The sequence below is a fragment of the uncultured Ruminococcus sp. genome (genome assembly GCF_947301925.1).
Taxonomy (GTDB): domain Bacteria; phylum Bacillota; class Clostridia; order Oscillospirales; family Ruminococcaceae; genus Ruminococcus.
Genome location: NZ_CAMYUE010000014.1, coordinates 35,937 through 56,096 on the forward strand (window position 1 = coordinate 35,937; position 20,160 = coordinate 56,096).

Genomic DNA, 20,160 nt, shown 5'->3' on the forward strand with positions numbered 1-20,160 from the left:
CACTTGCATTATTCGCAACAATATGCTATACTATATTAGTATAGATAAGTTATTATTCAACATTCTGTTATATTATCCGTATCGGGAGGGACCTTATGAGCAGCTACCATTCAATATCCTTGAAAAAGCTGTATATCACCGCAGCTCTTTTCTGCGTCATATATATAACAGCTGCGATACTCGCCTATATCCTTTCGGGAACTGTTTTCAACGCGCTTGCAAGCGAAAGCTTCGGTCAGTCGCATCCGGATATGGCCATATCGGGCAAATGCAAGATACTTCTCTGCCTTACCCCTGTAGTATGGCTGCCATTCATCATATACATATGCAGCTGCACGGGCTGGGCCTTTTCGGCAAAGCGGTGCAGACGCACACTGAAGGCCGCACCTGCCCTGTGGGTGGGAGCTTTTATAGCCGAGCACGTCTTTGCTCTCCTTATATCCCACTCCTCACTGACTGAACATACCTCCGAATGCTGGCTGATACAGCGCACGGAGTATATAACATTCTTCTTTGCAGTACTTCTCGTAGGCGCTCTGGTGCTGGTGTGCACCGCAGCCGCATTGGGAATAGACGAGGACCGCCATGTTAAACATCTTAAATACAAATAAGGAGCTGAACAAATGCAGAAACCAAACGCACTAAGGATCACACTTTTCATCGCCGCATTATGCTGCGCCACTAAACTTGCTATTGATCTGTTCTTTATAACAAACAATCATCTGTCATTCTTTCACATCACCGCTGACAGCAGGGAAGCTGTTATCCCCGCAAAAATAAAGATGTTTCTCATAATCGCTTCCGTGCTATCCACAGTCCCTATCGGCATAATCGCAGGGGTGAACTATGTGAAGACAGATATGTCGGCAAAACGAAGCAGAAACACCTTTATAGCCGCAGGCGTCTCCTATCTCGTTTATCTGCTGGGCTTCATACTCGTCAGAGGTGTGCTTTATTCTGTGGCAGGAAATTATTACGGAAGCGACATTCTTGCTATGTTCTCTTCCCTTAACTCCATGCTGTCACTGACCGACTTCCTTATCCACGCTTCCGCCGTCATGGTGTTCAGCTGTGCGGCTGTGGAGCACTTCGGCGGCTCAAGGAAGAAAGAGCTTGATAAAAGCGCCTGAAAGTTCAGATAATCAACATACAGTAAGATCATCCCAATAAAAACGTATTAGCAGTCGGCAGAGAAAAAAGACTTGGTAATAACTGCATAAGGAGAATACTAAAATGGAAAAAAGGAGCAGTATAAATACTGCTTTTCGTCTGGCATTTATATTTTTCATCATCACTTTCCTGCTGGATACGCTGTTATTCTGCTGTGAACCACTGCAAAGGCCTTTACGCATGATGTTTAACAGCGATGTTCTGAAGGACGAAAAGCTTTCCGGCATTACAATAATAATATCAGTAATTTCGCATCTCATCACACTTCTGCCGAAATGCATACTTGCATTTTACAATCTCAGCAAAAAGGATATGCAGAAACAGCGCGGACTGTTAACTATTATACTTACGGCAGCCTTTACGCTGCTTTCATCGGTCATCTCTGTAGCGGCAAATCTGATAATAGGCATGACAGCATCTCAGCATGAGTACTATCTCTTATCCACATTGAGCCGTTCGTATGTTGTTACGGGATTGTTTTCCTCCGCTGCAACAATAATACTCTACTGCTGCGGAGCCATAGAAATGTACAACGGCACTGAAAAGAATATCTATCCGCCGTTGAACGATACAGACAATAACTCGGAAAACACTTTATCTTAAATATATCAGGAGGAATTTCCAAATGAAAAATGTATTAGTAGTAGGCGGCGGCGGCCGTGAACACGCCATCATCATGAAGCTTGCGGAGAGCCCCAAGGTGGGCAAGCTCTACTGCACTCCCGGAAACGGCGGCATATCAAAATATGCAGAGTGCTTCAGCGTAGGCGCTACAGATGTTGAAGGCGTTGTTGCTCTTGCAAAGGAGCTCAGACCCGATATGGTAGTTGTCGCTCCCGACGATCCGCTGGTACTTGGAATGGTGGACGCCTTACAGGCAGAGGGCTTCATGACCTTCGGCCCCAAGGCAAATGCCGCTATAATAGAGGGCTCCAAGGTCTTCTCAAAGGAGCTCATGAAGAAGTATAACATACCCACAGCATTCTATGAGGTGTTCACCGAGTCAGACAAGGCTATAGCCTATCTGAAGCAGCAGAACAGCTACCCCGCAGTCATCAAGGCAGACGGTCTTGCTCTGGGCAAGGGCGTTATCATCGCCCAGAACGAGGAGGAAGCTGTTGCAGCCGTACATGAGATGATAGACGAACTGAAGTTCGGCAAGAGCTCAGCAAGAATAGTTATAGAGGAGTTCCTCACAGGCCCCGAGGTATCCGTGCTTAGCTTCACAGACGGCAAAACTATGGTGCCCATGATATCCTCAATGGATCACAAGCGTGCTCTGGACGGCGACAAGGGCCTCAACACAGGCGGTATGGGAACTATCTCCCCCAATCCCTGCTATACCGAGGATATCGCCAAGGAGTGCATGGATAAGATCTTCATACCCACTATGAACGCCATGAACGCAGAGGGACGCACCTTCGAGGGCTGCCTCTACTTCGGACTCATGATAACTCCCAAGGGTCCCAAGGTGATCGAGTACAACTGCCGCTTCGGCGATCCCGAGACACAGGTTGTGCTCCCCATGCTGGACGCAGACCTCTACGAGATATTCGAGGCCATATACAACCACCAGCTCGACAAGGTGGATATCAAGTGGCATAAGGGCAGCTGCGCCTGCGTAGTAATGGCCAGCGGCGGCTATCCCGAAAGCTACCCCAAGGGCATAAAGATGAACGGCTTTGACGACAAGGGCCAGGTGGAGGGCTGCTTCGTGTATCACGCAGGCACCAAGCTCGGCGATAACGGAGACTTCCTCACCAACGGCGGAAGAGTCATCGGCGTCACAGCAAAGGGCGATGACCTTCAGGCTGCACTGGATAAGGCATATGAGGGCGTATCGAAGATAAGCTTCGAGGGCGCTCACTACAGAAAAGATATCGGACAGAGAGCTCTGAAGGCTCTCGGTTAAGGAGACTTTTTATGCATGAAAGGCTATACAAAGGGCTGAAAGCCTGTATGATCGGCAACCTGCTGTTCCTTTTATTCAGCGTGGTCTGTCTGATCTATTACGCGACCTTTGAGGACGGCTCGGCTGTATCCAAGATACTTGAGCTCATTGCATATGGCTGTGAATTCGGCGGCTTCGCCCTGCTGATATGGGGCGACTGGCTGATAGCCTCATCAATAAGGTTCAGAAATCTCATGAAGCTCTGCTTCACACTGTACATCGTGCTTGAATCAGTAATGATGATACTTGAACTCAATTCCTATAAGTTTTCTTTCTACAAGCCTTACTCTCTCGCCCTTGCAATAGCTCATGCAGCAGTTTCGGGATTCGTATGTCTCACCTTCCTCCAGCTGGAGACCGACAAGAAGCCTCTTGAACGGTCGGTGATAATATGCGCGGCTATAATCTTTGCAGGTATGCTGGGAAATATACTGGGACTCCGTATATACTTCAGCATCATGGTAAACGGAATAGCCTATGCGCTGATGTTCTTCTTAATCATGCGGCTCATAAAGCGTGAGGAGATTGAGGTGGACTGCCACGGCGACCGCGCCCGTGTAGCGGAATACAAAAGTACATTCTTTGATGAATAAGAAAAAGCTCCCACATGGGAGCTTTTCTGTTACGCACCGCTTTTTCACTAAAAAATATTGACAAGCCATCCGTTTTAAGTTAAAATAGTATATAAGGAGTTCTCCCCGCTCCTGTTGTCAACGCCTCCCCCGCACATCAGGCTGCCCGGAAGCGCCGTTAACATTCCGCAAATCACTGGGGAATAATTTTGTAATAATGCGTTCACAAAGGCTCTCCATTAATGAAAATCAGATGAAATTGAGGGGAAATCCCTTGACATCTCATACCCTGTGCCATATAATTAAATCGTGGCACAAGGGGTGTGCCCGAACACATTCTTACATGAAACAGGAGGATTATGAAAATGGGTGTATTTCAGAGATTAAGCGACCTTCTCAAGTCAAATGTAAACGACCTTATCGACAGGGCTGAGGATCCCGAGAAGATGGTCAAGCAGATCATCATCGATATGCAGACAGAGCTCACAAAGGCTACTCAGAATTACGGCAAGGCCAAGGCAAGCGAGCGCCTCGCCGAGAAGAAGTACCTGGAGGCTCAGAAGATCTCTTCCGACTGGGAAGCCAAGGCTAAGATGGCTCTCTCTCAGGGCGATCAGGAGCTGGCTAAGCAGGCTCTGGCAAGAAAGGTCAAGGCTGATGAGGATCTTTCAAATTATAAGGAAATGTACGAGTCCATCTCTGCACAGACCGACGCTATCGGCGATCAGGTAGAGGTGCTCAGAGCCAAGCTGGAAGAAGCAAAGAGCCGTCAGGCTATGCTCATCGCACGTTCTCAGATGGCTGATACAAAGAAGAACCTGGCTAAGGCAGCAGGCGGCTTCGACGGCAATTCCTCACTGGAAAAGTTCCAGAAGATGGAGGAGAAGATCGAGCGCAAGGAGGCCGAGGCAGACGCTTTTACCGAGATCGCAGGCAATAACCTTGCAGGCGGCAGCGGCGACGATCTGAGAGATTCATTCGAGAAGCTGGAATCGGACGCTAAGGTGGACGCAGAGCTCCAGAGACTTATGGCTGAAATGAACGGAGGCGCTCCTGCTCAGGACGCTGAGTGATATCGGCAATTCAAAGCAAAGGATTTTTATTATGAGCCGCAGAAAAAACGATATATACCCCGCAAGAAAAATGCTAAGGGATTCGCTGCCCGTACTGTGCGCGATATTTCTGGCTATAGTTTCCGTAACATATATCCTCTTCCGCAGCTGGAGCAACAAGCTCTACTACGAAAAGTGGAAGGAATATGAGGATTGCGGTATCTGAATAACGACAAAGAGCTCCGGAACACATTGCTTCGGAGCTCTTGTTTCTATTCGGTGTACTTCTTTTTAAGCTTCCTGAATCCCCTGATGCAGTATATGAATATCGAAATATACAATACAAACAGGAACAGGTATGTTACTGACATCACAGTGAACGCAGGATTGTGAAAGCGCATGGAATTAACGGCAAACAGGTATATATTGGGTATGATTATCATGAAGAATATGATGAGCAGCGGAGTCATTCGCGTGAGTATCACTCTTTTCATCATGTTCAGCTTCGACTGGGGATCGCTGAATATCTCCAGCTCTTCTTCCGAGAGCCCGTCGGCGTTCCTGCGGAAATAATCAAAGCCCATGACTCTGCCGCAGTGCTCCCAGCCGTAATCCGAAAACATCCTTATGTATTCGGGATAATTGGCGTTGTTTTTAGCGTAATCCAGCTTATATACCACGTTCTCGGGCTCGCATTTCACAAAATGCTGAGAAAAACCCGCTACTCTTTCAAGCTTCCAGCCTGCGCCGTGCATTTTTGTCAAGTACTCCCCCTCCTTTTCGTAATCAGGAAGCAGGAACAGCTTATGTGTAGTCAGTCTTGCATTGTCACTCATTTCAGATCCCTCCTATATTGCGGTATAAGCGCTTGATACGTGCGATCTCGATATCCAGTATCTCGTTTCCCAGCTCCGTTATCCTGTAGAGCTTGCGCTTATCCTCCTCGCGTATAAAGCTTATTAGCCCGTCCTTTTCCATTTTTGACAGGCTTCCGTACATAGTACCTGCGGTTATGACCACTTCCCCGTCGGTCATCTCCTTTACCTTCTGGGTTATACTGTAGCCGTGCATTTCCTCGCGAAGGCAGAACAGTATATAAAAGGCAGTTTCCGACATGGGTATGTAGACACGTTTCAATCTGTCTGTCATAAAAACCTCCCCGATGTATATTGCGCCTTGATGTATCGAAGTGCGATACATCTGACTGTGATATAAGTATATCACACTGCGATATACTTGTCAATACCATTTTCCGAATTTGGCACAATGCACAATAACTGACTTTATTTTCTGTGCATAGCATAAAAAAGCTCCCCTTATCGGGGAGCTTTCGCTTTATTATGCCTTTGTGGGATCGAGACTTGCGATCTTGTGGAGCAGATACTCCTGTATGCGGAGGGCATCGTTTGAAGTAAGTCCCTTTACGGACTGGTCAACGTCGCCGTTGAGCTTACCCTGAGCTGTCAGGGGCTTGTCAGCTGTACCGCCTACACCGTACTTATTGGGGTTAGCAAGTGCCTGCATGATGAGTATGGCGTCTGCCAGCTCTATCTTGGTATCGCAGTTGGTATCGCCGTAAACGATATTTGATGCACCCGCATACTGAGGAAGCTTTGTGACAATACCGTCAAGATACCTCTGGAGGGTTAGTAAATCCGCTTCATTAAGGATTAAGGCGCCTGTAGTAGAAACATTAGCGTTTTTCGCGCCCTGATCTGTAAGAGGATATTTCTCCTTATCATTCAAGTGGTTTTCAAGGAGCTCAATATCAGCGTTATCGACAACACCGTCTTCATTTACGTCACCATAAGCATTACCCTCAGCGTTGTAAGGCATTTTTGTAACCTTAGGAGCAGTCGTCGTTGTGGTAGCAGTTGTAGTCTCTGATGTTGTAGTAGTGGTAGTAGTATTTGATGTAGTAGTTGTTGTAGTTGTTGTGGTCTTGGGCGTATCGCTGCCTGTGCCGCCCATGCCGTCAGCCTTTGTTCCGTCGGGCTCCTCACCGTAATAGAGCTTGCCGTTGATGTATACGGGAACATAGGGTGACATAACGCCCTTTGAAGAGCCGTCTGCGCCTGTTGTGGTCTTGCCCAGTGCCTTTGCGGAGAAGTCGTTTGATGAATCCCAGCCGCTGCCGTAATCGGGCATTACGAATGCGATGAGCTCCTCACACTGCTGCTGTCCTTCAGAGATAGGAAGAACAACACGGCCATCGGGGAATGTGACCTCGATGTAGTAGATATTGCCGCTGTACTGGATAGGCTTTGAGATCTCGGCAGCCTTATAGCCCTTGTTTGAGTACATTGCTGCCTGGTCACGGTCGCAGCGGATAACCAGATCCTCAGGCTTCTTGCCTGCTGCGATGACCTCGCTGAGGTCCATGAAGTATCTGAATGAAAGATTGTCCTGAACTCTTGCAGGCCATGCGGAGTGGTTTGTCATCTTGAAGCTGACTGTCTGTCCGCTGGCGTCGCTGCCCTTTGAGAGTACCTCAACGTAGAACTCGGGGGTGTCGTGCTTTTCAGGCTGAGGGAATGAAGGATCCTTTGTTCCGCCGTACTTGTCGAGCATCTTACAGAGCATAGCTGTAAAGCCTGCGTTATAGTCTGTTGCAACCTCGTTGTTGATGAAGTCGTCACGGCTGTCCTTGTACGAGCCGTCCTGGTTGGGGCCTCCCACGAGAGCACCATAGAGGATATGACGGGAGTAGGAAGGATCATATACCGAGTTCTTCCATGAGCCGTGAGATGTACGGTGGTGGGGATTCTGAGGATAGTTATCACCGAATCCTATCAGATAGCTGCGCTTGTCAGCGTTATCGCCGAGTGAGTAATTTACCTGAGTCTCTGCGAAATCTGCATAAGTTGCAGCCTCTGACTTGAGGACTGTATCACCTGCAACTGTTGCGATGAAAGCTGCTGCGTTAGCATATCTGAGGCAGCCCCAGCCGTCAAGCCAGCGGAGTCCGCCGGGGATTTTCTTTGCTTCTTCGCCGTTTACCCAGCGGTCGCAGTGCTTCTTGACGTGCTTGATAGCGTCAGCATCATTTGTATTTATAGCGTAGAGCAGCATAGCACCCTGAAGGTTATCGTCCCAGCAGTGGCCCCAGCCGTAGGCTATAACGTCGCCCTCACCGCGCATTTTATCCAGATTGGGGATAAAACTCTTTGCATCTGCAAGGTACTTATCGTCGCCTGTTGCGATATACAGCCAGTTTGCAGCGTAGAAGAGCTGGTCGTAGCAGTGGTGTGACATATAGAAGCCCTGTGCGTCGCTCTCGTTGTATACGTCATCGTTGGGAGATGACTTGGCAAGCTCATACATACTGTCTGCGTGCTTGATGTAATCAGCCTTCTTTGAAGCTGAGATAGTTCCGTCAAGTGCAGCTGCACCCGATGCCAGAGCCGCAGCCATTTCACCGATAACTGCACAGCAACCCTTTGATCCCTTCAGAGCCGCACGAGCCTCTGCGATAGAATGGGAATTGTCCTCCATACCGTATTCAAGCAGCTCTACGGGACCCCACCATGTGTGGTCGTGCTTACCGATACCTACCTGATAAACTACCTCTGTGCCCTTGTCGCAGTCAACCAAATAGTCCAGAACGAATTCCAGATTGTTCTCGTATGTTGTTTTCAATCCTGCCTTTTCAACACCGTCAGGATACTGATAAAGTCCCCATGCCAGCATAGAAGCTGAATAAGCCATAGGCAGATTGAACTTTACGTGGTCGCCTGCGTCATACCATCCGCCGAGAACGGGATCCTGCATAGTGGCATCTGTTCTCCACTCAACACGGTTCCAGTCGGGCAGAGGTCCTGCCTGCTGCACCTCATAGAAGTACAGCGACTTGTCAAGGGCGTCCGCATAATTGAACTTGCCGTCCGCAGCCGTTGCAGTGCTCATCATGCCTGCGGGCAGTGCCGAAACAGCCGAGGAAGCAAGAAGGACGGCGGCCATTATACCGCCTGTCAGTTTTTTCAGCATAGTAAAACTCTCCTCTCATTTTTTATTGCTCCGTAAAGGACGGAGCTTCCTCACGAGTATACCATAGCTATACATATTAAATTATGCCATATAAAGGCATGATTGTCAAGTGTCGGACAGCTGATATACGGCCTTATTACGTTATTGCAGCGGTGAATTCATAGCAATAGCCAAAACAAAGTCCTCATTTTTGTACAAAGTGACAACGCTGTCTTATATGACAAATCAGGCGAAATATGTTATAATGTAGACAATGATGATATAGGGATGGATCATATGAAAAGACTGGCAAGAATAGTCCCCGTTATCCTTATGATAATGAGGCTTATTATAATACCTGTAAAGGCACGGGCGCTGGACTTCGGCGACTTCTCGGGAGACTCCGACTACGGCAGCGACGACAGCTGGGACAGCGGCGGCTGGGACAGCGGAGGCTGGGACAGCGGCGGAAGCGACTGGGACAGTGACAGCGGAAGCTATCGCAGCAACAGCGATGCCGTCGAGTTAGACACAGCGGATCTGCACGTTCTTTTTATTGTTTTAGGCATAGGCTGGGGTTCAGTCATTATAATCTATGTGATAAATAATGCAATGGACAAAAAACGCAGACAGCGCAGTCAGGAGAACAGCGCCAACCGTGATCTGACTGGCGGCCGTCAGCTGAGATCCGTCACCGAATATACAACGGCTCACCCCGAATTCTCGGAGGTAGAGTTCAAGAAAAAGCTGGCGGATCTGTATGTACGCTGTCAGCATGAATGGCAGCGCAAGAATATATCTTCACTGAGGCCATACTTCACCGCTCCTTTCTTCTCGCAGATGGACACCCAGCTCAGCTCTTACCGCATGAAACGTCAGACCAACTACATTGACGATATTTACGTCATCAGCGTAGATCTCATGGGTTATTACAGTGAAAACGGGTTCGATGTCATGGTAGCCCGCCTTAAAACAAGGATAACCGACTATGTAAAGGACGATTACTCAGACAGGATAATACGCGGCAGCGATACAAAGCAGAAGATCATGACCTACGGCTGGACTCTGGTAAAGAAGGCGGATTCTCCGCAGCGGGGCGCGGCCGACCATATCTGCCCGCACTGCGGCGCAAAAATAAGCATGAACCAGTCGGCGGTATGCGAATACTGCGGCTCAACTCTCATCACCGACAGCTTCGACTGGGTCATAAGCAACATCAGGGGCATATCACAGAAAACACTTTAAACCGTAAATCTAAAGGGGGAGACTTATGAAAAAACTATTCAGGATCATTCCCGTGATCGTATTGATACTCGGACTTATTATAGTACCTATGAAGGTAAGGGCGCTGGATTTCGGCGACTTCTCTGGCGACTCCGACTACGGCGGAGGCTGGGACAGCGGCGGTGACAGCTGGGACAGCGGAGGCTGGGACAGCGACAGCAGCTATTCAGGAAGCGGAAGCAGCTCCGGCGGAGGTCTTTTCGATATTGTTCTCATAGTTATCATACTGATTTTCGTTGTTACGATAGGAGGAAGCAAATCCTCCAAGAAAGGATCATCTCATGGGCCTCAGCAGCTTAACTACGACATACGCACCAGCCTGCGTCCCATAAACCAGTATATGCAGGTGGATCCGAGCTTCTCGCCCTCCGAATTCAAGGAGAAGCTCTCAAATCTCTATGTGCGCTTCCAGAATCAGTGGCAGGCCAAGGATCTCGTACCTCTCCGTCCCTACATGACCGACGCCTTCTACTCGCAGATGGACAGACAGCTGGATAACTACCGCAGGAACTGCCAGACCAACTGTATCGAGCGCATAGCTGTCCTCAGCACAGAGCTTCTGGGCTGGAAGCAGGAAAACGGCTTCGATGTCATGGTGGCAAGGCTCAATACAAGGATAGTTGACTACGTCAGGGACGACCGCACTGGAGCTATCGTCCGCGGCAGCAATATGAAGGAAAAGTTCATGACCTACGAGTGGTCGCTGATAAGAACTACAGGCGTAACCACCAGCCGCTCCACGGGAACTACCTCCCAGACCTGCCCGTACTGCGGCGCAAATGTGGATATAAACCACTCGGCAGTATGCGAATACTGCGGCTCAGTGCTCCACACCGACAGCTTTGACTGGGCTGTCAGCGGCATCAAGGGCATATCACAGAAAACTATCTGACCGACATAACAGGGTGAAAATATGAAGAAACTGTTCAGGATCATTCCGCTTATATATTGGTGCTGGGTATCATAATAGTGCCGCTGAAAACAAGGGCGCTGGACTTCGGAAACGTTGCAGGCGACGAGGACTTCAGCTACGACAGCGAATGGGAGGTTGAGGAAAGAACAACCGCCGCCCATTACGAGGGCTCATCGGACAGCAACGGCCTTGACGGCTGCTTCGACTGCGACGGATGCACCTTTTTCAACTCAAAAAGCGAGATGAAGTTCTGGCTGCTGGCCATACTTGCGGCTATAATAGTCATAATCATAGGCGTGGCTCTGTCGTCACTGCGCGACTCTATCAGGAACGCCATCAACTACCACCGCAAGCCAAAGCCCGAACCCGAGCCGGAACCCGTAAAGATGAAGGACGACGCAAACAAGCTCCGTCCCATAAGCGAATACCTTACAGTGGACAGCGGCTTCTCCCCCGCAGACTTCAAGGAAAAGCTCTCCAATCTGTATATCCGTCTTCAGGACAACTGGCAGGCAAAGGATATATCAGGGCTCCGTCCCTATATGACCGACGCCTTCTACGCCCAGATGAAACGCGAGCTGGAACAGCTCACCAAGGCAGGCCAGACAAACTATATCCAGCGTCCCTCGGTACTCGGCACCACACTTTTAGGCTGGCGTCAGGACGGCGGCAAGGATATCATAATAGCACAGCTCAGGACAAGAATGGTGAACTTCATCAAGGACGACGTTACAGGCGCTATCGTCCGCGGCAGCAATACCAGAGAGAAGTTCATGACCTATGAATGGACGCTTACAAGGACAACGGGCGTAAAGACCGCGGATTCCGTGGGACTTACCGTCCATACCTGCCCCGGCTGCGGTGCAAAGGTGGATATCAACCAGTCGGCCGAGTGTCCGTACTGCGGCGCTGTCCTCGGCACAGATCACTTTGACTGGATACTTACAGGCATGAACATATACCCTGTCACCAGGGACGAGGACAATATCTGGAAGCGCTGAATCCCGGCATGAAACGTATCAGCCGCCGACACAGGCTCCCGCACCGTCGGGAGCCTTTATTACAGGAGGATATGATGGGGAAGCATCTTCTTATATGCGACAGCTCTGCCCCTCTCGGCAGGATAATCGCGCAGAAAACAGTGAATATGGGCTTGTCGGCCGACTGCTGCCGTCCTGCCATGCAGAATATAATGCGCAGATGCGCCGCAGAGGATTATCAGGGGATACTGCTCTTTACCTTCTGCTCCGACAGCAGGCTGCTGGACTTCGTGCGTCAGGCGGCAGAAAGCGGAAAGGCCGTATTCGTAGGGCTTTATTCACCGTCGGCAGCTCTCCGCGCAGACTTCAGACGGGCGGGAGCTGCAAGGGTATTTGTCATGCCCTGCTCTGTGGAGGATATATGCCGCAGGATAATGTCCTGCCTCACGCTCTGCGCAGATACTGCGGGAAGTATAGAGATGTTCCTGGAGGACATGGGGCTCCCCCGCCGCCTCAGCGGCTTCCGCTATCTGGCAAAGGCCTCTGAGCTGTGCATGAATGAGCCTGAAAGACTGTGGGGCGGCATGAGCGGTATCTACGAGGAGACCGCAGCGGAGTTCTCCACCTCGGGCTCGCTTGTGGAAAGAGCCCTGCGCAACCTCGGCTCACAGGCGGCGGAAAACGGCTCGCTCAGCAGGCTGACCGAGGGCAGACTTGCCGAAAAGCCCACGAATACAGAGCTTATCTGCGCAGTTCTCGATATGTTTTCGAGACTGTAAAAAAGTATACAAAAATAACGGATTACGATTGACATTTTCTGCTCTTTGCGGTATAATTAACTTAATATAATGTTTAATACGGAAGGAAGGTATTAAAACAATGGCCAACGAAAAAAATCCAAAGGTACTTATAGTTGATGACGACAAGAATATCTGCGATCTTTTACGACTCTATCTTGAAAAGGACGGCTACAGCGTTCTTCTCTGTCATGACGGCGACGACGCTGTCGTTAAATTCAAAGCTCTCAGCCCCGATATGGTGCTGCTCGATATAATGCTCCCCGGAAAGGACGGCTGGCAGGTATGCCGCGAGATCAGAAAGATCTCAAACGTTCCGATCATCATGATAACCGCCAAGGGCGAGACCATCGACAAGGTAATTGGCCTTGAGCTGGGCGCCGACGATTACATAGTAAAGCCCTTCGACGCAAAGGAGGTCATCGCCCGTATCAACGCCGTTACACGCCGCGTTGGAACAGGCATGGCAGAGCCCGAGTCCAAGGAGGTACACTATGACAAGCTCTCTGTCAATATGGACAGCTATGAGCTGAAGGTCAACGGCAAGAATATCGATACTCCCCCCAAGGAGCTTGAGCTTCTCTACTACCTTGCTTCCAATCCCAACAGAGTTTATACCCGCGATCAGCTTCTCGACGAGGTCTGGGGCTTCGAGTACTACGGCGACTCCAGGACCATTGACGTTCATATCAAGCGACTCCGCGAAAAGCTGGAGGGCGTTTCCGATAAGTGGACCCTCAAGACGGTATGGGGCGTCGGCTACAAGTTTGAAGCGGAAGAAGAGGAATAAGCTCTCATTAACTTCAAAGCATAAAGGGGACGCTCAGTCCCCTTATTTTGTATTGAGGTGATAACACTTGAAATCCAAAAAAAGCTCATACGACAAGCTTTTCATATATATCTGCATCATACTTTTCTCTGTCAATATCGTCATCGGAGTAATACTGGTGACCGCCAGTACCGCGGCATACAAATCCACAAAGCTTGACGAGCTGCAGTCCATAGGCGATCTGTTCATAAGCTGTATGAAGGACAACTATGCAGAGACCAGGGATACCCGTTCCGAGTCCATCAAGAACCTGCATAAGAAGTTCTCCACTAAGTATCACCTGATGATATACATCTACGATGAGAACGGCAACTGCGTGCTCTCCGATGCGGATTACAAATCCAATCCCAAGGACGTCATAAAGAACAGCTCAAAGATGTCTGTCTCTGAAATAGAAAGGTTGAGCCGCAAGGACTTCCTTGACATCGAGGGCAGCGATATCTCTGAAAACGAGCCATATATGCTCTACGGCAGCTGCTTCTTCCTGAAGGGCGAGAACGACATTCTCCCCTCCCGTATGTTCGCGAAGGTCTACGCCAAGTCCAACAGCATAAACTCATTTTCCATAAAGGTGGCTGTGTTCTACACCCTTTTCTGTCTGCTCAGCCTGCTGGCGCAGTTCATGCTCATAAGAAGACGCTTCAACAAGCTCTCTGCATATGAGAACGAGTTCAGACGCATCAGCGAGATGTATGCAAAGCGGGACTTCTCGGAGAAGATACCCACTGACGTTCCCAATACCACTCCCGAGATAGCGGACTACGTCAATGCCGTTGCGGCAGACGTTGCAAAGAGCGAGGAGACCAGCAAGACCTTTATCGCCAATGTATCACACGAGCTGAGAACGCCTATCACCACCATAGGCGGCTTCGTGGACGGCATACTTGACGGCACTATACCCAAGACCCGCCAGAACGAGTATCTGGTGCTGGTATCAAAGGAGATAAAGCGACTGCGCATACTCATCTCATCAATGCTGAATATGTCACGCTTTGAGACAGGTACCCTCCGCCCCAATTTCCGCGACGTAAACCTGACGGAAATAGTTATCCAGACCGTTCTCATGTTTGAAAAGAAGATAGAGGACAAGAATCTGGAGGTTGAAGGCCTGGGAAGCGACCGTATGTCCGCAGAGGTGGATCCCGACCTGATACAGCAGGTGGTCTATAATCTGGTTGAGAACGCAGTAAAGTTCATAAATACCGGTGGAACTCTCTCCTTCCGCTTTGAGCGTTCCGTAAACGGTATATGCACCATAGGCATTAAGAATACGGGCGAGGGCCTGAAGAACGACGAGATATCACAGGTATTCGACAGGTTCTACAAGACCGATTCATCACGCGGCAAGGATACCACGGGCCTGGGTCTGGGACTTGCCATATCAAGAAAGATAGTTCATCTCCATCACGGTCATATCGTTGTTAAGAGCGTGTACGGAGAATACACGGAGTTTCTCATACAGATACCCGAGAAACAGCCCAAGAAGAAAGGATAATCAATGGACGATAACAATTATTTCTACGGCAGCGGCTCTCAGCAGCCCTATGTGCCAAAGCATGAAAAGCCCGCCCCGGAAAGCACAGCGGGCAGCTCCGGTATGGAGGCCGCGGAACAGAATACAGGCGGCTACAATCAGTCCGCAGGCTACGGACAGTCTCAGAGCGGCTACAGCCGGTCAAACAGCTACGGACAGAGCACAGGCGGCTATTCCCGCCCGCAGAACGGCTACGGGCAGCAGTCAGGCAGCTACGGTCAGTCAAACGGCTACGGACAGGGCTACGGCAGCGGTCAGCAGCAGTCGGGCTACTACCGTCAGCAGCAGAACTACGACCAGCCCCGCCGTCCTGTATACGACAGGTTCATGTACGAGCCCATCGGCTTTGAGGAGCTTGAGCGCAATTCCGCGGAAATGCAGCTCCGCGAGACCGAAAAGCGCAGGACTAAAAGCGAGTCCGCAATAAAGATACTGTTCACTGCCCTTGTTCTCATAGCAGGAGGCCTTGCAGTATTCGGCATAGTCCACGATATCGTCAAAAGCGATAAGATCGTGGACAAGATAGGTCCTCAGCAGGCTGTGGTGCTCTACAAGGAGCCCAAGCCCAAGGGTGCAAACGACGAGAAGAACTACAAGGACGCCAACGGCAAGTATACTCCCGAGGGAGCTGCCGCACTGGTAAGACCTTCTATCGTGAAGATATACACCTACGCTGACTATGCGGGATATACCGCAAAGCGCCCTCTGGGAACAGGCTCGGGCATAGTCCTCAACGAGGACGGATATATCGTCACAAACGCCCACGTTCTCGAGGCTGAGGGCTACCACAGGATAGAGACCATGGACGGCGATTACTATGACGCCAAGATAATCGGCAGGGACGCAAAGACCGATATCGCCGTTATCAAGGTCAATGCCGAGGGACTTACTCCCGCAACTCTCGGAGACTCCGACGAGGCCGTTGTTGGCGAGCAGGTCATCGCCATAGGAAACCCTGCAAATCTTGCCAGCACCGTTACCGACGGCATAGTTTCCGCCGTCAACCGTAAGATAAGAAGCGATTCCACAGGCTTCGAGATGGACTGCATACAGACCAATGCCGAGATAAGCCCCGGCAACTCCGGCGGCGCTCTGGTCAATATGTACGGTCAGGTTATAGGCATAACCTCCTCCAAATACGTCAGCAACGACCTGGAGGGTCTGGGCTTTGCCATTACCATCAACGAGGCCTACCCCGTTATCGAGGAGCTGGTAAAGAACGGCTTCGTGGCAGGCCGCTTCAGGATAGGCATTCAGCTCATAGACATGAGTACCGAGGCCAAGGTGGCCACTATCGAGGAAAGGCTGGGCTATGAGCTCCCCGACGACTTCAAGGGCGTCTACATCGAATATATCGACAAGGAATGCGATATCGCCAACACCGATCTGAAGGTGGGCGACTTCATCACCGAGATCAACGGCAAGACCGTCAGCACCTACGACGAGCTCTACGACACCGTAAGCAGCCAGTTCGAGGCAGGGGACAAGGTACCTGCCACCTGCGCCCACGTTGATAAGGACGGCAAGGTAAACTACTACAAGATCGAATTCAAGCTCATGGAAGACACCTCGGGCAACTACTGATCCATAAGATCTTTCGGGCGTTTTGAGTTTACGCCCGCAACTCCTCCTGCACCGCCGCAAAAGGCCAGCAGGAGGAGCTTTTTTATGCCCGCAGGCTCCCCGAGGACAATAATGCCCGCCGCGGCGATAACAGCGTACATCAGTACGCCGCAGAGAGTGCCGCCAAGCAGTCCCTTCCGCCTGCGGTATTTGCCGTAAATATAAGCCCCCGTGCAGGCTCCTGCCCCGAGGGAAAAGCCTGAAAAAGCGGATATGAGCCCCATATCCTTCATTACATAGTAAACGATGACTGCGGACAGTACGGCGGCAGCCGCGGTGCAGGCAAGTCCGCAGCAGACCGCCGCAGCCGTGCTCAGCACAGGCCTTGCCCACAGGCTTTTTCTGTGTTTGCGCATAAAAAACCTCCGCTGCAGGATCTAAACAATCCTATGCGGAGGTAACGGACATTATTCTTCTTCGTCCTCTTTTTTCTTGTTCTTTTTCTTTGACTTCTTATCGTCATCGTCGTCGTCAACAACGGCTGCGGAGGCAACTGAAGCTGACTTCTTGCCTGCTGCCTTGGCTTCCTTGATACGCTCGGCAGCTGAGACATTCTCGGTGATAGCCCAGTTCTTGATCCTGAGCTTGTGCTTTGCGCCGCCTGTCTCGATAACTACCGTATCCTCGCCGACGCTTACAACGATACCAACGATACCGCCGCCTGTAACGATCTCATCGCCTACCTGAAGGCTTTCCTGCATCTCCTTGAGCTCCTTGTCGCGCTTCTTCTGAGGTCTGATGGCCATGAAGTAGAGCAGCACGAACATGATTATGAGCATAAGGGGCATTGAAAGCAGGCTCATTCCGCCGGGCTGCTGTCCGTTTGCCGAACCTGATGCCTCGCCCTCTGCGAAGGCATTGAGAGCTGTAGAACCTGCCACAGCCATTGTAGAAGCTGCTGCGGCAAGAGAGGTTATTATCTTCTTGTTCATGATATTTCTCCTATCGTTTGGGATTGTAATTCATACAATGGATATTATATCACATCTTGGTAAGTTTTGCAAGTACTTTTTTACCGATTTTCCGCATTTTTTATAGGCATATCGCAAAAAAGAGCCGCTCCCATTACGGGAACGGCTCTTATATAATTACACATCAATTATATCGTCGTTTATTTCACCTTTACTATCCTCATCATCTTCTATCATGTCATTTTCATTAACACTTGCTTGTGAATTACCTCCTAACAATGATGCTGCTGCTACACCAAAGAAAGTCGCCAGCCCCGCTCCTCCTAACAGAATTCTTGATATGAATTTTTTGTTTTCCGTGTCTTTCTCACCCTTCATCTTTGCAATCATTATCATTTTATCTTCAATTCTATCTCGTTCTTCTGATGAAATGTTTTCCTTTTCAAGTTCTTTTTCTAGGGAGTCTATTATTCTATTACACGTTAGATAAAACTCATCTTGGCTCTTATCATTGTGTTGTAAAGCTGTATCCATAGATTCCTTAAACTGAAAAATAATGTTACAAGCCATATCCTTAAACTCTGGAAATTGCTCTAAAGCCGCTTTGGCAACAAGTGGATCCATGTAAGGTAACATTGTAGCAAATTTTATAATTTTATCTTTGGTCATATGTCTGAAATCTGGAATTCCTAATTTTTTTAACACCTTTTTTTCTTTAATCGTTCTTTTCATTTTTCTTCCCCCCATTTTTAATGTAGATATATATCTACTTTTGGGAATATTATATCACATGCATTTGATTTTGTAAATACTATAATAACCTATTTCTCAATGTTTATTATTTACTAAAACAAAAAAGAGCCGCTCCCTTTGCGGGAACGGCCTTTGTTGTTATATCTGCGATCAAACGAGCTTGATGATAGCCATTTCAGCAGCGTCGCCGCGGCGGGGACCGATCTTAACGATCTGTGTGTAACCACCGTTTCTCTCTGCATACTTGGGAGCGATCTCGTCGATAAGCTTCTTAGCAACGGACTCCTTTGTGATGTAAGAGAACACCTGACGCTTGGAGTGCAGATCATCATTTTTACCGATAGTGATCATTTTTTCTGCAACTGCACGAACTTCCTTAGCTCTTGTAACGGTTGTTTCGATCTGACCGTTCTCAAGCAGGAAAGTAACCATGCCTCTGAGCATAGCCTTTCTATGATCAGATGTTCTGCCCAGTTTTCTTGTACCCGGCATTGTATTCACTCCTTTTTATAGTGGTGCGCTGTACGCACGTTTTATGGTTTATTCCTCTTCGGAGGAGAGGTCAAAGCCCAGTGACTGGAGCTTTTCCTTGACCTCGTCGAAGGACTTCTTTCCAAGGTTTCTAACCTTCATCATTTCTTCCTCAGACTTATTGATCAAGTCATCTACGGTATTGATACCTGCACGCTTCAGACAATTGAAGGAACGTACAGATAAGTCAAGATCCTCAATGGTCATCTCAAGGATTTTTTCCTTACCCTTCTCATCCTTTTCAACAAGGACCTCAGCCAGTCCGGCCTCTTCCGAGAGGTCGATGAACAGCTTCAGATGCTCGTTGAGGAGATTGGCTGCCTGTGATAATGCTTCCTTAGCGGAGATGGTACCGTCTGTCCATACCTCCATGGTAAGCTTATCATAGTCGGTGACCTGACCGAGTCGTGTATCCTCTACGGTATAATTTACCTTGAGAACAGGAGTATAGATGCTGTCAACGGCGATAACGTCAACGGGGAGGTTGATCTGCTTCTTGTTTCTTTCTGCTGAAACGTAGCCTCTTCCTCTGTCGATGGTGATCTCCATATAGAGCTTTGCATCCTTGCCCAGTGTAGCGATATGCATACCGGGATCGAGGATATTCACCTCAGAGTCGGTCTTGATATCGCCGGCTGTGATCTCGCACTCGCCCTCTGCCTCTATATATACTGTCTTGGGGCCTTCTCCGTAGAGCTTAGCCGTCAGTCCTTTTATACTGAGGATTATTTCCGTAACGTCTTCCTTAACGCCAGGAATAGTTGACAACTCATGGTGTACTGTACCATCCTTGCCCGAAAGCTTTACAGATGTTACAGCCACACCCGGAAGTGAGGAGAGCAGCACACGTCTGAGGCTGTTTCCAAGTGTAATACCGTATCCACGCTCCAGCGGTGCTAAAACGAATTTGCCGTATTTGCCGTCACTTTTAAGCTCGACGATCTCAATATCAGGCTTATTAATTTTTTCCAGCATAAAAACCCTCCTATTTCGCAATTAATGTTGATTTCGAATACTGACGCTTCAAGTATATCGATCCGATTACTTGGAGTACAGCTCGACGATGAGGTGAGTAGCTACCTCGTAGTCAATATCCTCAGCTGAGGGAAGACGATTTACTGTAGCAGAGAAGTCATCCTTGTTAGCTGTGAGCCATACGGGAACCAGTCTGTCCTTGGTCTCCTCTACTGTAGCCTTGAACTTCTCGGAAGTTCTGTCCTTTTCTCTGAGGGCGATAACGTCGCCAACCTTAACTCTATAGGAAGGAATGTTTACCTTCTTGCCGTTTACTGTA

General features: G+C 49.3%; 23 protein-coding genes. 14 read left to right on the forward strand and 9 right to left on the reverse strand.

Translation table 11 applies throughout. The features are described 5' to 3' along the window. Positions 1-95: 95 nt before the first annotated feature. The 7 genes from Q0Y65_RS12910 to Q0Y65_RS12940 all read left to right on the forward strand — a co-directional run bounded on the left by Q0Y65_RS12910 (position 96) and on the right by Q0Y65_RS12940 (position 4,971). The gene (locus Q0Y65_RS12910; RefSeq protein ID WP_297960522.1) at positions 96-611 is read left to right on the forward strand and encodes a hypothetical protein; all 516 of its coding nucleotides are present in this window, start codon (positions 96-98) and stop codon (positions 609-611) included. Between the two features lie 12 nt (positions 612-623). After that, the gene (locus Q0Y65_RS12915; protein WP_297960525.1) at positions 624-1,130 is read left to right on the forward strand and encodes a hypothetical protein; all 507 of its coding nucleotides are present in this window, start codon (positions 624-626) and stop codon (positions 1,128-1,130) included. A gap of 103 nt (positions 1,131-1,233) precedes the next feature. Beyond that, a complete protein-coding gene (locus Q0Y65_RS12920) occupies positions 1,234-1,773 on the forward strand; it encodes a hypothetical protein (protein ID WP_297960528.1) in 540 nt (179 codons plus the stop codon). Positions 1,774-1,795: 22 nt separating this feature from the next. Then, entirely contained in the window at positions 1,796-3,082 is a 1,287-nt protein-coding gene (gene purD, locus Q0Y65_RS12925) for a phosphoribosylamine--glycine ligase (protein WP_297960531.1), read from the forward strand. Between the two features lie 11 nt (positions 3,083-3,093). After that, positions 3,094-3,714, forward strand: coding sequence for a hypothetical protein (locus Q0Y65_RS12930; RefSeq protein ID WP_297960534.1), 621 nt, complete (start codon positions 3,094-3,096; stop codon positions 3,712-3,714). Positions 3,715-4,058: 344 nt separating this feature from the next. Then, positions 4,059-4,766, forward strand: a complete 708-nt coding sequence (locus Q0Y65_RS12935; protein WP_297960537.1) for a PspA/IM30 family protein — start codon at positions 4,059-4,061, stop codon at positions 4,764-4,766. Between the two features lie 31 nt (positions 4,767-4,797). Further along, positions 4,798-4,971: a hypothetical protein gene (locus Q0Y65_RS12940; RefSeq protein ID WP_297960540.1), complete on the forward strand. Its 174-nt coding sequence runs from the start codon at positions 4,798-4,800 to the stop codon at positions 4,969-4,971. Positions 4,972-5,017: 46 nt separating this feature from the next. Here Q0Y65_RS12940 and Q0Y65_RS12945 read toward each other — a convergent pair whose 3' ends face one another. The 3 genes from Q0Y65_RS12945 to Q0Y65_RS12955 form a co-directional block, all read right to left on the reverse strand. Further along, complete coding sequence (locus Q0Y65_RS12945; RefSeq protein WP_297960543.1) at positions 5,018-5,581, reverse strand: DUF2812 domain-containing protein; 564 nt, start codon at positions 5,579-5,581, stop codon at positions 5,018-5,020. Between the two features lies 1 nt (position 5,582). Further along, positions 5,583-5,894, reverse strand: coding sequence for a PadR family transcriptional regulator (locus Q0Y65_RS12950; protein WP_297960546.1), 312 nt, complete (start codon positions 5,892-5,894; stop codon positions 5,583-5,585). A gap of 189 nt (positions 5,895-6,083) precedes the next feature. Next, positions 6,084-8,732, reverse strand: a complete 2,649-nt coding sequence (locus tag Q0Y65_RS12955; RefSeq protein ID WP_297960549.1) for a glycoside hydrolase family 9 protein — start codon at positions 8,730-8,732, stop codon at positions 6,084-6,086. A 276-nt stretch (positions 8,733-9,008) separates the two neighbouring features. Between Q0Y65_RS12955 and Q0Y65_RS12960 the strand changes: the two genes are divergently transcribed. The 7 genes from Q0Y65_RS12960 (at position 9,009) to Q0Y65_RS12990 (ending at position 16,632) form a co-directional block, all read left to right on the forward strand. Further along, positions 9,009-9,956, forward strand: coding sequence for a TIM44-like domain-containing protein (locus Q0Y65_RS12960; protein ID WP_297960551.1), 948 nt, complete (start codon positions 9,009-9,011; stop codon positions 9,954-9,956). A 25-nt stretch (positions 9,957-9,981) separates the two neighbouring features. Next, positions 9,982-10,887: a Tim44-like domain-containing protein gene (locus tag Q0Y65_RS12965; RefSeq protein WP_297960554.1), complete on the forward strand. Its 906-nt coding sequence runs from the start codon at positions 9,982-9,984 to the stop codon at positions 10,885-10,887. Positions 10,888-10,946: 59 nt separating this feature from the next. Continuing rightward, positions 10,947-11,909, forward strand: a complete 963-nt coding sequence (locus tag Q0Y65_RS12970) for a TIM44-like domain-containing protein (protein ID WP_297960583.1) — start codon at positions 10,947-10,949, stop codon at positions 11,907-11,909. A gap of 74 nt (positions 11,910-11,983) precedes the next feature. After that, the gene (locus Q0Y65_RS12975) at positions 11,984-12,667 is read left to right on the forward strand and encodes a sporulation initiation factor Spo0A C-terminal domain-containing protein (RefSeq protein WP_297960557.1); all 684 of its coding nucleotides are present in this window, start codon (positions 11,984-11,986) and stop codon (positions 12,665-12,667) included. A gap of 100 nt (positions 12,668-12,767) precedes the next feature. After that, positions 12,768-13,475 (forward strand): response regulator transcription factor, encoded by a 708-nt coding sequence (locus Q0Y65_RS12980; RefSeq protein ID WP_028519354.1) that lies wholly within the window; start codon positions 12,768-12,770, stop codon positions 13,473-13,475. 67 nt (positions 13,476-13,542) lie between these two features. Further along, positions 13,543-15,009 (forward strand): cell wall metabolism sensor histidine kinase WalK, encoded by a 1,467-nt coding sequence (locus Q0Y65_RS12985; RefSeq protein WP_297960561.1) that lies wholly within the window; start codon positions 13,543-13,545, stop codon positions 15,007-15,009. Between the two features lie 3 nt (positions 15,010-15,012). Continuing rightward, positions 15,013-16,632, forward strand: a complete 1,620-nt coding sequence (locus Q0Y65_RS12990) for a S1C family serine protease (RefSeq protein WP_297960564.1) — start codon at positions 15,013-15,015, stop codon at positions 16,630-16,632. Here the strand turns inward: Q0Y65_RS12990 and Q0Y65_RS12995 are convergent. The 6 genes from Q0Y65_RS12995 to Q0Y65_RS13020 form a co-directional block, all read right to left on the reverse strand. Then, a complete protein-coding gene (locus Q0Y65_RS12995) occupies positions 16,626-17,027 on the reverse strand; it encodes a TIGR04086 family membrane protein (protein ID WP_297960567.1) in 402 nt (133 codons plus the stop codon). The two genes, Q0Y65_RS12990 and Q0Y65_RS12995, sit on opposite strands and share 7 nt — an antisense overlap. Before the next feature lie 51 nt (positions 17,028-17,078). Continuing rightward, positions 17,079-17,603 (reverse strand): preprotein translocase subunit YajC, encoded by a 525-nt coding sequence (gene yajC / locus Q0Y65_RS13000; RefSeq protein WP_297960570.1) that lies wholly within the window; start codon positions 17,601-17,603, stop codon positions 17,079-17,081. Between the two features lie 156 nt (positions 17,604-17,759). Further along, positions 17,760-18,314: a hypothetical protein gene (locus tag Q0Y65_RS13005; protein ID WP_297960573.1), complete on the reverse strand. Its 555-nt coding sequence runs from the start codon at positions 18,312-18,314 to the stop codon at positions 17,760-17,762. 171 nt (positions 18,315-18,485) lie between these two features. After that, positions 18,486-18,827 carry a 50S ribosomal protein L17 gene (gene rplQ, locus Q0Y65_RS13010; RefSeq protein WP_019680124.1) on the reverse strand — a complete coding sequence of 114 codons (342 nt, stop codon included), beginning with the start codon at positions 18,825-18,827 and terminating at the stop codon, positions 18,486-18,488. A 48-nt stretch (positions 18,828-18,875) separates the two neighbouring features. Further along, positions 18,876-19,841, reverse strand: coding sequence for a DNA-directed RNA polymerase subunit alpha (locus Q0Y65_RS13015; RefSeq protein ID WP_019680123.1), 966 nt, complete (start codon positions 19,839-19,841; stop codon positions 18,876-18,878). 66 nt (positions 19,842-19,907) lie between these two features. Next, positions 19,908-20,160: S4 domain-containing protein (locus Q0Y65_RS13020; RefSeq protein WP_297960577.1), on the reverse strand; the 253-nt coding region annotated here is incomplete at its 5' end.